Annotated in this window: 13 protein-coding genes and 1 tRNA gene; 7 read left to right on the forward strand and 7 right to left on the reverse strand. The window is 39.5% G+C overall.

What is annotated here, in order from left to right:
• Positions 1-161 precede the first annotated feature (161 nt).
• Both IZU26_RS04105 and IZU26_RS04110 read right to left on the reverse strand, forming a co-directional pair.
• Positions 162-992: a glycosyltransferase family A protein gene (locus IZU26_RS04105; RefSeq protein WP_433277011.1), complete on the reverse strand. Its 831-nt coding sequence runs from the start codon at positions 990-992 to the stop codon at positions 162-164.
• 163 nt (positions 993-1,155) lie between these two features.
• Positions 1,156-2,138 (reverse strand): IS5 family transposase gene (locus IZU26_RS04110; RefSeq protein WP_433277013.1). Its coding sequence is split into 2 segments (ribosomal slippage): positions 1,156-1,910 and positions 1,910-2,138, totalling 984 coding nucleotides; the frame shifts between segments, so codons are not numbered across the junction.
• A 133-nt stretch (positions 2,139-2,271) separates the two neighbouring features.
• Here IZU26_RS04110 and IZU26_RS04115 point away from each other — a divergent pair.
• Positions 2,272-3,159: a glycosyltransferase family 2 protein gene (locus tag IZU26_RS04115; protein WP_433277015.1), complete on the forward strand. Its 888-nt coding sequence runs from the start codon at positions 2,272-2,274 to the stop codon at positions 3,157-3,159.
• Between the two features lie 41 nt (positions 3,160-3,200).
• Here IZU26_RS04115 and IZU26_RS04120 read toward each other — a convergent pair whose 3' ends face one another.
• The 5 genes from IZU26_RS04120 to IZU26_RS04140 form a co-directional block, all read right to left on the reverse strand.
• Complete coding sequence (locus tag IZU26_RS04120; protein WP_433277017.1) at positions 3,201-4,115, reverse strand: capsular polysaccharide synthesis protein; 915 nt, start codon at positions 4,113-4,115, stop codon at positions 3,201-3,203.
• A gap of 2 nt (positions 4,116-4,117) precedes the next feature.
• Entirely contained in the window at positions 4,118-5,572 is a 1,455-nt protein-coding gene (locus IZU26_RS04125; RefSeq protein WP_433277019.1) for a lipopolysaccharide biosynthesis protein, read from the reverse strand.
• A 16-nt stretch (positions 5,573-5,588) separates the two neighbouring features.
• Positions 5,589-6,731, reverse strand: a complete 1,143-nt coding sequence (locus IZU26_RS04130) for a DegT/DnrJ/EryC1/StrS family aminotransferase (RefSeq protein ID WP_433277021.1) — start codon at positions 6,729-6,731, stop codon at positions 5,589-5,591.
• Between the two features lie 44 nt (positions 6,732-6,775).
• Positions 6,776-7,741: a glycosyltransferase gene (locus IZU26_RS04135; RefSeq protein WP_433277023.1), complete on the reverse strand. Its 966-nt coding sequence runs from the start codon at positions 7,739-7,741 to the stop codon at positions 6,776-6,778.
• A gap of 69 nt (positions 7,742-7,810) precedes the next feature.
• The gene (locus tag IZU26_RS04140) at positions 7,811-9,454 is read right to left on the reverse strand and encodes a capsule assembly Wzi family protein (RefSeq protein WP_433277025.1); all 1,644 of its coding nucleotides are present in this window, start codon (positions 9,452-9,454) and stop codon (positions 7,811-7,813) included.
• Positions 9,455-9,536: 82 nt separating this feature from the next.
• On the opposite strand from IZU26_RS04140, the gene IZU26_RS04145 reads away from it, so the two are divergent.
• The 6 genes from IZU26_RS04145 to IZU26_RS04170 all read left to right on the forward strand — a co-directional run bounded on the left by IZU26_RS04145 (position 9,537) and on the right by IZU26_RS04170 (position 15,158).
• Positions 9,537-9,609 (forward strand) — tRNA-Phe (locus IZU26_RS04145).
• A gap of 42 nt (positions 9,610-9,651) precedes the next feature.
• Positions 9,652-10,797 carry an undecaprenyldiphospho-muramoylpentapeptide beta-N-acetylglucosaminyltransferase gene (murG, locus tag IZU26_RS04150; RefSeq protein WP_433277027.1) on the forward strand — a complete coding sequence of 382 codons (1,146 nt, stop codon included), beginning with the start codon at positions 9,652-9,654 and terminating at the stop codon, positions 10,795-10,797.
• Positions 10,798-10,800: 3 nt separating this feature from the next.
• Positions 10,801-11,289 (forward strand): CvpA family protein, encoded by a 489-nt coding sequence (locus tag IZU26_RS04155; protein ID WP_433277029.1) that lies wholly within the window; start codon positions 10,801-10,803, stop codon positions 11,287-11,289.
• Positions 11,289-12,518: a DNA polymerase III gene (locus tag IZU26_RS04160; RefSeq protein ID WP_433277030.1), complete on the forward strand. Its 1,230-nt coding sequence runs from the start codon at positions 11,289-11,291 to the stop codon at positions 12,516-12,518. Before IZU26_RS04155 ends, IZU26_RS04160 begins: the two co-directional genes overlap by 1 nt.
• Positions 12,511-13,797, forward strand: a complete 1,287-nt coding sequence (locus IZU26_RS04165) for a two-component system sensor histidine kinase NtrB (protein ID WP_310823293.1) — start codon at positions 12,511-12,513, stop codon at positions 13,795-13,797. Before IZU26_RS04160 ends, IZU26_RS04165 begins: the two co-directional genes overlap by 8 nt.
• Complete coding sequence (locus IZU26_RS04170; protein ID WP_433277032.1) at positions 13,794-15,158, forward strand: sigma-54-dependent transcriptional regulator; 1,365 nt, start codon at positions 13,794-13,796, stop codon at positions 15,156-15,158. Before IZU26_RS04165 ends, IZU26_RS04170 begins: the two co-directional genes overlap by 4 nt.
• The last annotated feature ends 5 nt before the right edge of the window (positions 15,159-15,163 follow it).

Genomic DNA, 15,163 nt, shown 5'->3' on the forward strand with positions numbered 1-15,163 from the left:
CGACACAATCGAAGCTGCCTTTGAACGGCATTATGTTCGGCGCTCTTATGAATCCTCAGGCATTGTTACCGCTTTTAGGCAAAAATTGATTTCCGTGAATCTTTTCAGGGAATTTGTTCTCTTTTACGAGATTCTTTGAAAAACTTGCTAATAAAATTTGACTAAAAAAAATCTACTGGATTTATGCCTGTATATTCAATCATTTTTTTTATATTGATGTCATTTACATTTTCAGAAGCTGCATTGCTGTGGAATAGACCCATTTTTTGGCTTTTCCTTACAGTAAGAGGATGAATGATTTTAGAATTTGTCCAAACAACCTTTACTTGATTTTTTAGTTCCATAAACTTAAGCCATATGTCGTCCGTATTTAAGCAATACTTTTTTATTTCATTAATATTAAAAGTTTCTTCTGGCAATATATGAGGAGGATATAGAATTCCTCCACAACCAGTTGCAAGAAGTTCAAAAGAAGGCTCAACAATTTCTTTGCATTCCCATTGCCAGTTAGAATATTTATTGAGTTTTCCTAGATTATCTTTTGTAATTCTATTTACTCTTCGTGCACATACACAGGTTGGATTGTTTTTATGACATTCAAGCAGATCTCTTACAAGGTTTTTATCGTAAATCAAGTCGTCATCGACTGTAATTATGATATCTTCTGGGAATTCCTGCATAGCAAAAAAATATTTTTTATGAGGTTTTATATCTTCATATCCTGTTCGTATTTCAAAATTGTATTTTGTTAGTAGTTTTAATTTTTTTTGAATATCTGAATCTTTTGTATCGTTCCCGAGATAGAGTACTATACATTTTGGTAAAATTGTTTGTTTTAATAGAGAACGTATCACGATATGAAGTTTTGGAAGGCGTACTGGAAACGATGTAAGAGAAATTATTAAATCTGACCTTATGTTTTTATTTTTTTTTATGGGGAACACGTTAAAAAGCTCTGTAGAAAGTCTTTTAGTAAATCTATTTAAATTCATTTTGTCCTTTTTAATTTTTTATGAAATCTACTTAAGGAATTGCTGATTAACCGCTCATTTTTTTGATAGTTTCCCTCGAAACTGTTTTTCGTTTTAAGTTCTGAGGGAACTATCGTTGATTCTTTCAAGGTATCCGCAAAATGCGTGCAGGTACCTTGTCATTCTACCTTAAGCACACTCCCACTCGTGCCATTTTCAGTACATTCACCTGTGAGAATATCATAAACAGTCGGTTGATGTTCTTTTCTATCCCTCGGTAGCAAACCTTGCGGAAGCCGAAAATACATTTCATGATATGAAAGGCATGCTCTACCTTACTCCTCACCTTTGCTTTCAGGTATTCCTCCCTCGCATCGCACCACCGGTGAATCACTTGCCTCATTTCCTTTAGCTTCCCCGGTCTTTCGGCGATTCTCCATTCCACCACTTTCAAATGCTCGTCTCGTTCGATTTCATCCCTCTTCTCAATCCCTCTATAGCCTGCATCCCCGTAAGCAACCTCGTCATCTTCCCGTATCAGATGGTGTGCCTCTGCTATGTCATGCACATTCGCACTTGTCGCTCTGACCGTATGCACCAGCCCTGTTCCCGCATCCACACCGATGTGCGCCTTCATCCCAAAATACCATTGATTGCCTTTCTTCGTTGAATGCATCGCTTCGTCCCTTCCTCCGCTTTCATTCTTTGTGGAACCGGGTGCATTGAGTATCGTTGCGTCAACGATTGTCCCGCCATGCATCATCTTCCCTTGCGCTTCTAAAATACCGTTTATTGTCTTGAATATCTTTTCTCCGAGCTTATTGTTCTCTATAATCCTTCGGAATTTCAGCAGCGTGGTTGCATCAGGTACTTCTGTATCAAGCTCGCTTATGCGCATAAATTTCTGCATTGACAGGCTGTCATATATCGCATCTTCCCCCCCTCATCAGACAGGCTGAACCATATCTGCAGCAGATACATGCGTAGCATCCGTTCCAAACCTTTTGCAGGTCTTCCCGTCTTGTTCTTGAAATAGTACGGCTCTATTACCGTGCATAGTGCTTCCCAGGGCATACTTTTATCCATCTCTTCAAGAAATGTATCCCGCCGCGTTTTGCGTTTTGCCCTCTCATGCTCCATTGCGCTAAATGTCAGCTGGCTTTCCATAACTGTAGTGTACCATATCTTTGCTAAATTCGCTACTTAATCAGCATTTCCCTAGCTTTATGATAATAATTGTTGGTAAAAATTTAAATAGTTGTCATTGATTTTCTTATTTTTTTCTATTATCATCAAACTTATGGAAAATGTTTTATTTTCAGTATTAATTGCCAATTACAATAATTCTGACTTTTTGACCGAATGTATACAAAGCGTTTACAAGCAAACTTATAAAAATTGGGAAATTATATTCGTTGATGACTTTTCAAAAGATAATTCATTGGAAATAATCGAAAAATTTGCCAAAGAAAATAATAGAATTCACATTTTTAAGAATTCTATAAATCAAGGCTGCGGATACACAAAAAAACGCTGTATCGATATGGCAAACGGTGAAATTTGCGGTTTTTTAGATTCTGATGATATTTTAGCAGAAGATGCGATTGAATTAATGGTTAAAGTTCATTTTGAGCAACCTGATGTGAGTGTGATTGGCTCGAGGAGAATTTTTTGTGATTCTAAAATGAAAATTTTAGATGTAGCACCTCCGCTAGTTGATAGAGTAAAAAATTTTAAAACTTTACTAGAGACACCTTTTTTAATAACTCATTTTGTATCTTTCAAAAAGTTAGCATATTTAAATACAAGGGGAATAGATCCTTCTTTATTAAGAGCCGTTGATCAAGACTTGTATTACAAATTGGAAGAAGCAGGAAAAGTTGCCTTTATTGACAAGCCTCTTTATTATTACCGAAATAACTCGAATTCAATATCTCTAAACGATAATAGATATAAAGCAGACGCTTGGCATTTGTGTATAATTAAAGATGTGTGTAATCGAAGGCAGCTTCCGTTTGATAATTACTGTTCTTTGATGAAAAAAACTAAAAGTCGAAAAGAAAAACTTGTAAATTTATTTTTTTTACCTTATACAAATATAAAAAAACTTCTTCTATGCAAAAAACACATAAAGAAATTTTATGAAACGCTTAAAACTTCCAAAAATCCTGTTATTATCATTCCCTAATGATAAAATAAGAATGTTTTTTGCAACAATCAGCGTTTTTATCAATAAATATATGGTTTGAGAATTTTGTAAAAGAAAGATTCTTCATTTGGATCGTCATAGGTTTTCTTCCAAGATAGTTTTACCAAAAATGTGTCTTGTGTTAGATTTCTAAAACAGTTTTCATCATATGATACAGAAAGCTTATCTTGAAAATCTGAAACATGTAAATTATTTATTGGTATACTATCCAAAAGATTTCTTATTTTTATATCCGTTTCATAAAGGTATGCGATTATGTGATCAATTAAAAAATAGTCAATTAAAGAATTATTTACTTTCCAATAGGCAATAAAAAAATCATAAACCCTATTTATAAAATAGTTTTCATTTTCTTTTACTATCCAAAGGTATGCAGTCCAACGCCTGCGTGAAATATTATACTTGTTTCCATTTTGATTTTTTATTGAATATATTTCATAATTAAAGATGTCTTCTTTTGGAGGATATAAGGCGAAGATTGTTGCGTCAAACCAAGCACCACCGTATTTTTTTAATAAGGCAAATCGCAAAATATCTGAAAAATTCTGTTTGGAAATTATGCCTGCTTTATACTTTTCCGTTATGTGGCTTGGTAAATTAATATAATTTGGAATATTTGAGTCATCTAAAATTATCACTTTTTTAGAATGAAAGGAAAATTTTACACTGTTTATACATGCTTTTACAATTTCTGGTGCTTGACTTATGCCTTGAAACCAACATATCCAAATGCAATTTTTTAACTCGTTTGAATTATAATTAAAACTCTCACAAGGTTGAATTTCATTCTCTCTATAAAATTTTTCTATATATTTTTGAATTCCGCTAAAATAGTATTTGTTTAAATTTATTGCAAAAAAGTCTGAAACTTTATTTTTTTGATTTTTTAATTTATCAGATATTTTATGAGCAAGTTTGTATTTTAATTGCAACATGATTAATTTTCCTTTTTGGTTATCTTCATTTTTGATTCAAAAATTTTTGCTAAACTATAAAGAATTTCATTTTTAGTTATGATACCCTCTATTACATATACCGCTATACCTATTATAAATCCCAAGCAGAGTTTTAAAATATAAGAATCAATAAATCTTGTAGAAATGAATATAATAAACATCATTATTGTGGTCTCGATCGTCGTGATGGAGATTTGCTTTATTTGTGTAAAAAAAGAAAAGTTTAGTTGTTTGTGAACCATAATTGCAATTGAAAAAAAAGAAATAAGGGAAGTAAAGGTATTGCAAATACACATCCATTTTAATCCAAAGTGTAGTGAAATAAGCAGTATAAGGACAGCGAGCGGTTTTTGGATTGTATTAAAGATTAAAATAGATTTTGCTTTTCCTTTTGCATATAAAGCATTTATATTTGTGTCAATTAATGGAATCCACAATGCCCCTGTGCAAAGTATTTGCATAATTGGAATACAATCTTCCCATTTTTTGCCTAACAAAAACATTATTATAGGGGTTGCCAAAATTATCATTCCAGCAAGTATTGGTGTTAGTATATATATTTCTGTGTATAAGATTTTAAAAAATGCTCTTTGAAATTTTTCATCATCATCTTGAAGTTCTGAAAAAATGGGATATGAAACTCTCATTAAAATTTGGGATGTGATCGTTGATGGAATTTCTGCAAAATTTTTTCCACGATTATATATGCCAACATTAAAGGTATTCATTTTTTTCCCTATAACTAAAGTATGTAGATTGTTATATAAGGTAGTTAAAATATTTGCACCAAGGATATTCATTCCAAAGGAGAACAAGTTTTTTAATGATTTTTTTGAAAAAGATAGTTTTATTTGCCATCTTGTAACGAAAGAGTAGAGTAAAAGACTTACAAGACTTTCTGCAATTGAATAAAATACAAGAGCCCACACACCATAATTTTTCTTTGCAAGAAAGATACCTAATAATCCTCCTGCGGTTAAGGCTATTATTGAAATAATTGCTTGTTCTTTAAAACTAAAAGAGATTGAAAGCCTTGCCTTTTGAATTATAAAAAAAGAATTTATAAGAAGGGTTATAGCATAGACTCTTATAATACTCTTTAAAATTGGTATTCTAAAAAAAACTGCTATAAATGGTGCACTAAAAAAAAGAATCAGATATAAAACTAACCCAGTAAAAATATTCAAAATAAATGCAGTGGAAAAATCTGTATCTGTTCTATCTTTTTTTTGTATGAGAGCGCTACCAATTCCGCTGTCAAGAATTAATCCAGAGATTGCCATGAAAATACCAATCAATCCCATTATTCCGTAATCCGCAGGTGTCAAAATCCTTGCTATCATGATTCCAAGAATAAATTGGATTACTTGTTTTCCAATTTTTTCAACTCCAGACCAGAAAAAACCTTTTACAGCTTTCTGTTTTAAATCTTTCATAGTTTATTGAAATATCTTAAGTCCTATCTAAAAAATCACATACATGCTTTATAACAATATTAACATCATTGTATGTTAAAGCCATATGTATTGGTAAAGATATTATATGATCACTTACATACTCTGCATAAGGACAAGTTCCCTTTGCGTATCTGTACATCGAATACTCCGTGTTAGTAATATAATGCACTCCTGGATAAATATCATTTTTATTCAAATAGGATAAAAGTTCATCACGTTTTTCAACAATTATCTGAAAAATATGTTGAGAGGTTTCGCAATTTGCAGGAACTGGAATAAATTTTACTTTACCTTTTGTTTCATGTTTTGCAAGTCCTTTTTTATACCAAAGTGCGATCTGCCGTCTGTATGCGTTCTCTTTGTCGAGATGTGGTAACTGGGCGATTGCAATCGCGGCCATAACGGAATTGCCATTGTACTTATTACCAACGTAATCTACATCGTATTTCCATTTATATGAGCCGTTTACACCTGTCCTCTCGTAAGTATCTTTGTTGATTCCTAACCATGCTCTTTGTCTTGCTAATTTATCGTAAGATGCGTTATTAAAACAAATCATTCCACTGTCACCAGTTGGTAAATTTTTCACCGCCTGAAAACTCCAGCAAACAACATCAGATTCTTGCCCAGGAATTTTTCCATTTACTCGAGTTCCTGCCATATGAGCAGCATCTAAAATAAGTGCTAGGTTATTTTCTTTACATATCTTTACGATTTCATAATAATTTCCTATATTGCCTCCGAAAGCAACAAAGCAAACTGCTCTTGTCTTATCTGTTATCTTCTTTTTTACATCTTCTGGATTTAGGCACAAAGTTTCATCAACATCTGCAAACACTGCACGCAGCCCAGATTTTACAATTGCATGATTTGTTGAAATAAAAGTTAAAGGAGTTGAAATCACTTCATCATTATCTTTCCATTTTTTTTCTGTTTTTAAAATATTGAAAGAGAGATTTAATGCAGCAGTTGCACTATTCAAAAAATATGCGTTTTCTAAACCTGTATATTCTTTCCATCTTTCTTCAAACTGTATGGTTTTAAATCCCATACCTGTCCAACCGTTTTCTAAGCATTCTCGAATCTCTTTTAAGCAAGCTTCTACATCAAAAGAAGGTCTAAAAACTTGAATCGCCATAATTAACTCCTACCTTTATTTTATGTTTTAGAAAATAATTTTTGCTATTTTAATTTTGACAATATCGAAAATATAAAACTTGAAATTATCAAATATATAAAATTCCAAGAAAAAATAAGTTTTAGCTCCGCTTTTTTATTACACAAAATTGGCGAATCATAACCGAAATCCTTGTAATTTTTTATAGAAAAGCATGGTTTACTTTTCCACGTTAACTTTAATCGGTTTACTACATTTGTATTATGTATATATTCAATCCACATTGGAAATGTTTTTATATTTATGACTTTTTTGTACAGAAAGATTCGCCCATGTTCCCAAGTATAAACAGTATCATTGTAATTTTTATTATATTTTGAAACATAAGTTGAAAAGTGATTATTCGGATAATAATATTTTTGCAGAAGTCCTTTATTTAAATCTTTTTGATAACCGTAAAGAAAGTTCATTATATAATCAGTGTCATTTATCTCTTGCAATTTTTCTTGTATTATCTTAACAAAGTTAATATTTACACTGTCATCATTATCGATTCGACTTGTAACTAATAATTTAGTTTCATCTGGAACGTATTTTGTAAAAAGATAATTTATGTATAAGGGTTGAATTATGCGTTCTACTTCTGAAAATTCATCTGGTATATAATCATGGAAGTGTTTTTGCATTGTGCTGTGGTATTTTTCCGCCTTTTCTAATATCCAAGCAGGATAAGGCTGTTTGCTGTCGTCAAAATTATGAAAATTAAAATAACAAGGAATGATTTGAGGACATCGTTTTATATATTCATTTATCTTAGTTTTCACATCATTTGGTGTATTTTCTGAAAACAATATAAACCAAATAAAATTTTTACAGGTTTGTTTTTCAACGGATGGCAGACAGTATTTTTCAAAAATTTCAAGCCTTTTATTAAGATAATCCTGTTGTATACCTTTTGCCTGTTTATTATCAGCATCACTTTTTTTTAGTGGAATATTAAATTGAGTAATAATTATATGTTTGAAATTCATCATTAAAAGAAAGCCCCAAAATAGGTTATTTTCATGAGAATATCACAATGTAAAATAAAGCACAATTATCTAAAACTTATAAGAAAATCCCATATATAGGGAAATGTTAAATTTTTTTTCGTTTGAGCCTGTTGGTGCTGCTTGAGTTTTTACTAGACGGCATATTCCTGTTGTTCCTCCTGTCAATGAAAAATTTTTGGTTATAAAAGTCATTCGCAATCCTATAGAAATATCGGCTATATTGGTATCTTTTACAAACCATGTATAATCTAAATCTATGCTTTTCCTTTGAATAAAGATTTCGTATCTGGATTTTTTATTATATAGGGAAAATTTTAGACATTGACTGTTTCCTCCAGTACCAATTCCAGCACCCAACCATTGCCCCTCATTCGTGTAACCTTGTAAGACTCTATGGTGTGAATAAAAGGTTGTCGACCACGGAATAGTTCTTCCATAATCATTTGAAGATTCTAAGTCGGATAATTCCAATAAAAGTTCTCCATTACAATTAGAATTAAAATAAAAATTTTTCCTGATTCCTGTAGTGTATGCTGCGGTATGAAATGGATCTCTTAAAAAAGAAATAAAGGATGCTGGATGGTCATTTATTGCCCACTCTAAATAGATTTCAAACCCTACTTTTTTTATTGCATAATCAAAAGTAATAGACAACCTCTGGTCGCTTTCATCATCACCTCCTGAAGTAAGATTTGATAAGCATGGCACAAAAATACCAAACACCGTATAGATATTTTTATCATTCCACTTGCTTAGCATTGTCCTGTTAACACCTACTGAAAGTCCTCTTAAAATCCCTGGAAAACTATAATTTACAGAAAGCCCTGAGATAAGGTTATTGTTATTGCTGTCATCGTTATCAAAATATTTACTTTCGCTTAGTTTTCCCCACCAAAGCCTTGTTTCTATATCGCCTAAGTAGTAATCGTAATAAGGTAAGTAGATTTTTGTTTTCCTTAAGCCTATATCGAATTTTGGATAGGTTGGTGCATTGTTAGAATGCATTATGGGATTTATCTGTGCGGGTCCGAGCCAAATTGCTTGTGTTCCGAATCCGATCGTCAAATTTTTCCATGTATAACGGATTTCCGTATCGCCCCAATCGAACGTAAAAAAAGGCTTGTTTCCGAATCGCTGCGGTGCATCGATAGATGGGACACCGTAATATCCGTACTTTTTTGCTTTTCCTGCAAAGTCTGAAGTTTTATAGGCTGTATGAGGCTCTATGATATCAAACGCCGCATTTTGCGAAAAAGAAAGCTGCGGCTTTAGCGTGAGTTCGACACCGTACGCTTGCAATCGCGCACCGCCGGTCAGTGACGTATTATAGCCGCGTCCTTGCCACAGAGCGCCGTCGTTTTGCCCGTAAGGAGCGGCCGTATTGAAACTCTGGTACCATTCGGGACCGTAGATTTTCCACGAAAGATTTTTATTCCCATTGATAAAACGAGTTGTTCCGAGATTTTTACCTTTCCATATATTGCGCGCATCGTTTTGGGCTTCTTCGGAAAGTTCCCATACCGAATCGCTTAAAGTCCTATAATTAAGAGTAGGGCGCTCGACGAGACCCTGCAACGAGAGAAAATCGTAATAGTCTTCTTCGATCGATTTTAACGCTTCTTGTGCGGATATGCTGCCGTATACAAGCGCAAAAATGAGCGGCAGCGCCGAAAGTTTTTTTGAGATATTCATTGCTACGATAATAATCGATTGCATGAGGATCGTCAACAATGCGCTTGACATAAAAGTACAAATCGGGTAGAGTAATTGATATGCCGCTATAGCTCAGTTGGTAGAGCAATGGACTGAAAATCCATGTGTCGTTGGTCCGATTCCAACTGGTGGCATACGAACGGCAGCACAGCTGCCGTTTTTTATTTTTAAACTATATGAAAAACGATACATCGATCACAGCGGTATTTACGGGCGGCGGCACAGGCGGACACATCTATCCGGGACTTGCAGTCGCAGACGAACTGCGCAAAAAGGCTACGGCGCGAGGAGCTGCCCTTACCATCTGCTGGATCGGATCTTCTTCCGGCATGGATAAAACTGTCGTCGAAAAAAACGTCGACGAAGCGGGGCGGAAAAGTGCGGACGCGTTTTACGGAATTCCTGCGGGAAAACTTCGCCGCTATTTTTCTCTGAAAACCGTTTCCGATATGTTTAAAATCGTCGGAGGATTTTTTGCATCTCTTGCGATTTTAATAAAATTAAAACCCGCCGTCCTCTTTTCCAAAGGCGGTTTTGTGAGCGTTCCGCCGTGCGCGGCTGCAAAGCTGCTCGGCATTCCCGTGTATACGCACGAATGCGATTTTACGCCGGGGCTTGCGACGAAAATCAACAGCATCGCGGCAAAGCGCATCCTCGTGTCGTATAAAGAAACCGAAAAATTTTTTAAGACGGCATACCGCAAAAAGATAATCGTAACGGGGAATCCCGTCCGGGAAGCTTTTTACCGCGCCTCTCCCGAACGCGGCCGCGCGTTTTTAAATAGTTCCGGCAATACAAAACCCGTTCTCCTCGTACTCGGCGGAAGTTCCGGAGCCGTACAGATAAACGAACTTGTCAGAAAAAATCTCGACCGCTTGTGCGCGTCATTTTTCGTCGTACATCAGACGGGAGTAAAAAACGCCGATACTGTCCGGCACGCGGACTACGCGCAGTATCCGTTTTTGTATTCCGAAATGAGCGACGTCATCGCTGCAAGCGATATCGTGCTTTCGCGCGCGGGAGCGAATTCGATTTGGGAATGCGCCGTTTTAAAAAAGCCGCTCGTGCTCATCCCGCTTACGGGCTCGGGTACGAGAGGCGATCAGGAAGACAACGCGCGCTATTTTGAGGAGAGGGGAGCGGCGGTCGTACTTTCTCGGGAAAAGGCGAATTCGGAAGAACTTTTGCGTGCGCTTGAAAAACTTTTGTCGAACGAAGAACGGCGTCTCATGAGCGAAAACTGCGCCGCTCTTGTCGGATGCGGAAAACCTAGTGAAAAGATTGCCGAAATCGTGTATACTGCGATATTCGGAGGATCATGAGCGATGCCGTATTCCTATGCGCCGGTCGATATCGTTTTTTTATTGATTTTGCTTTTTTTTGTCATAACGGCGGCTTCCCGCGGTTTGATAAAAGAATTTTTCGATAAAGCAGCCTTTGTCGCAGGCATCGTCGCTGCGGTTTTGTGTACGCCGCTTCTCGAACCCTTTGTCCGCGACGGCATCCCTAACGCGCTTTTGGCAAAAGTCGTTTCATTTTTATTGATTTTTATCATCGCATTCCTCGTCGTAAAGATCGTTCAGGAAATCGTCAGCCGTATCTTTTCGGGAGAGATTTTGCAGGGACTCGACCGTGCGCTCGGATTTGTGTTCGGCATCGTCGAAGGGCTCGCAGTCATCTCCCTCATCATCGTCGCACTCAAAGTGCAGCCGTGGTTCGACACCCGCCCGCTCTTCGATTCGAGTATTTTTTACCGTCTGCTCGACGGCGTTATCAGAGTTTCGGAAACGAAGCTTCAGGAGCTGCCTGCCTGATGTTTGAAAACATTATCCGACAGGAAGTATCTTCGCTTCTTGAAAACGACATACGTTCATCGTCCCTTCCGGGCGCCCTTCTTTTTTACGGCCCCGCCTCTTCGGGAAAACTTTCGTGCGCGCTTGAGTGTGCCCGCGTTCTTTCGTGCACGGGAGAAGAAAAAGGCGCGTGGCAATGTACTTGTCCTTCGTGTCTCCGTCATAAAGCCCTCGTCCATCAAAATACGATACTCGCAGGCCCGCGCGACTGCACGCTTGAAATCGCTTCGTGTCTTGCGGTTTTTCTTTCGGCGCACAAAAAGAGCGCGCCCTATGAACGAAGCGCCCGCTATCTTTTTTTGCGCAGTGTGAGAAAATTGATTATGCGATTTAATCCCGTCGTGCTGCAGGACGACGACAAGCTTTCGAAGATCGCGCCCCTCATCGCTTCCATAGACGAATACATGGAAACGATCGATTTTCCGCACGAATTGCCGGACGCCGAAACGCTTGAAAAGACGTGCGGAGAAATACAAAAACTGTGCCGAAAACTCGAATCCGATTTTTTGCCGGACGCGATTCCGATCAAACACATACGCGCCGTCTCCGCATGGGCGCATATAAAATCGTCCGCAGGAAAAAAAACGGTCGTTTTGGAAAATGCCGAGCGCATGAACGAAAGCGCGCGGAACGCGCTGTTGAAAATTCTCGAAGAGCCGCCGGAAGACGCGGTTTTTATTTTGACGACGGAAAAACGTTCGTCCGTCATGGCGACGATCCTTTCCCGTGTAAGACCGTATCGATTCCGCGAGCGGACGGAATCCGAACAGCTTGAAGTCGTGCGCCGTATTTTTCACGACGATGCGTGGAACGGAACTCTCGGCGAATATTTTGAAACTTTTCTTCCCGTCGCTCCTGAAAAAATCAGAGACTGCGCGGCGTCTTTTTTTAAGAGCGTTGCATCGAACGCGATTCCCGACTGCGCAAAGATATTAAAAGACTGCGCTTCATTCGAACCGCGCCTCATGTTCCGCATCTTCCTCGACGGCATCGCGCGTGCGCAGAGACCGCTTGCAAAAAGCGCTTCGGGCGCCGAAAGTTCTGCCGAATGTATGGCATCTCTCAGGGAGTGTTGGCTCTCCCTTTCCGTCTACAACGAGTCTCCACTTGCCGCATTGGAAAACCTCACTCGGACGTTTTTTAAAATCAATAAAACGCACGATTTCGTCTTTAAGGCCGCCTATGAGTGATTATTTCAGGCGCGTCAGCGAAAAAATCGCAAAGCTTCCTTCCGAGCAGGTAAAAGAATTCCTAAAAGACGTATGCAGCGAAAACGAAATTTTCGATTCGGTTTTGGAGTCTCTTTCGACGGGGCTCGTCATCGTCGATAAAGATTGGAAATTGATTTTGACGAATAAAGCGGCCGAACGCTATGTACCCTTTTCGATCCGCCCCGACGATCCGAAAGCGGAAAGCATTCCGCTCCCGCGCCTCGTCGACAACGCCGAAATCGCCGATTTTTTAAATGACTGCAGAGAACACAACCGATCGAACGTTTCCGACGAATTTACGACCGAGACGGCAGGCGGCAGCGTGCGCTTTATAACGCTTACGGTTTTGCCACTTGTTAAAAAGAGAGAAGTATCCGGCTCCATCGTTACCGTGCGCGATATCACCGAAAAACGCAATCGGGAAATACTGCTTCGCCGCATGGAAAATCTTGCGGGCTTGACGAACCTTGCGGCGGGCATGGCGCACGAAATCAAAAATCCGCTCGGCGCCATCGGCATTCACGTACAGCTCGTGCAAAAAGCGGTAAAAAAAGCGAGAGAGGGAAGCGGCATGCTGCCCGATAAAAAATTTCTCGAAGCGCATCTCGATACCGTAAACGAAGAAATCGACAACCTCAATAAAAAAGTGATGGACTTTCTCATGGCCGTCCGTCCAGTGAACGCAAAGCTCGAGCTCGTCGATATCGGAAAGCTTATTAAAGAGACGGCCGCTTTTATCGCGCCGGAATTTCACGACAGCTGCATTACGGTCAGTGTGCGCGTAAGCGAAAAAACGGTGCGCCTTCTTATCGACGAAAAACTTTTTAAAGACGTGTTTATCAATATGGCGCAAAACGCTCTTTCGGCGATACAGGAAAAATATTCCGACTGCACGGCGGCAAGATCGGATGCTCAATGTCCGGGACTCTTCGCCGTCGAAACCTTTGTAAAGGACGACGCTTACATCATAACGATTTCGGACAACGGAATCGGCATGAGCGAAGAAACCGCTTCTCATATCTTCGAACCCTATTTTACGACGAAAGCGAAGGGGACGGGGCTCGGCATGACGATTGCGTATAAAATTATTAAGGAATTTTCAGGCGATATTCAAGTTTCATCCGTCGCGGGCGAAGGTACCGTTTTTACGATAACGCTGCCCGTGCCGCAGACGGACAGAAAATTGCTCGGCGAACATAAAACGCAGCGGATCGAAGACGATTCGGCAAAGATTGCGGACAAGATGGCGAAAAAATGAAATTCACGATCCTTATCATCGACGATGAAAAGAATATCCGCGAAGGGCTCGGTGCCGCTTTCGAAATGGAAGGCTATGAAGTGCGACTAGCGGCAAACGGAAAAGAAGGGCTCGACTGTATCGCAAAGGGCGACATCGATTTGGTTATCACCGATCTCCGCATGGACGGTATTTCAGGCGAAGAAGTGCTCCGCCGCGTGACGACGGAAACGCCCGGCATACCGGTCATCGTGCTTACGGGACACGGAAGTATCGATGCGGCCGTCGATGCGATGAGAAACGGCGCTTACGATTTTTTAACAAAGCCGCTCAACCTCGACCGGCTTTCCATGCTTGTCAAGCGCGCTCTCGAACGGAGAGAGCTTTCGCTGCAGCACACGCAGCTGAAAGCCGAAGTTTCAAGCGCCCATACGCTCGACAATATGATCGGCAAAAGTGCTGAGATGCAAAAAGTATTTACGCTTATCAAAAAGGTCGCTCCGACGAAAGCGTCCGTTTTGATAACGGGAGAAAGCGGCGTGGGAAAAGAACTCGTCGCCGATGCGATCCACAATCTTTCTCCGAGAAGCGCTCACGAAATGATAAAAGTGCACTGCGCGGCTTTGAGCGAAACGCTGCTCGAAAGCGAACTGTTCGGTCACGAAAAAGGCGCGTACACCGGAGCCGAAAAAATGCAAAAGGGGCGTTTCGAACTCGCGCACGAAAGCACGATTTTTCTCGACGAAATCGGCGAAGTCAACGCGAGCGTGCAGGTAAAGCTTTTGCGCGTGCTACAGGATCATAAAATCATCCGTGTCGGCGGAGAAAAAACGATCGACATCGACGTGCGCGTCATCGCTGCGACGAACCGCGATATGGAAAAAGAAGTAAAAGAGGGAAGATTTCGTGAAGATTTGTATTACCGGCTCAACGTCGTACACATCGCCGTGCCTCCGCTTCGCGAACGACGTGACGATATTCCGCTTTTATTGAATGCGTTTTTAAAAGAATATGCAAAGGAAAACGGCAAAGACGTTACGGGCATCGATAACCGTGCGCGTGCCCTCCTGTACAAGTACGATTGGCCGGGCAATATCCGAGAGCTCCGCAACTGCATCGAAAGCGCTGTCGTTATGTGCGGCGGAAACGAAATCACTCCGGAAGATTTACCGCCGACGGTGAGCGCATCGAAAGACACGCCTTCGATTACGATACCGGTCGGTACGACGCTCGACGATGCCGAAAAAGCGATCATCTGCGAAAACCTCGCCGCGAACAAGGGAAACAAAAGCAAAACGGCCGACATTCTCGGCATAGGCCGGAAAACGCTGCATCGAAAACTGCAGGAATACGGCATAGGGGACGGCGAAGCGTCGACCTGAATCGA

Source organism: Treponema sp. SP13, from assembly GCF_050938355.1.
Classification (GTDB): domain Bacteria; phylum Spirochaetota; class Spirochaetia; order Treponematales; family Treponemataceae; genus Treponema_D; species Treponema_D socranskii.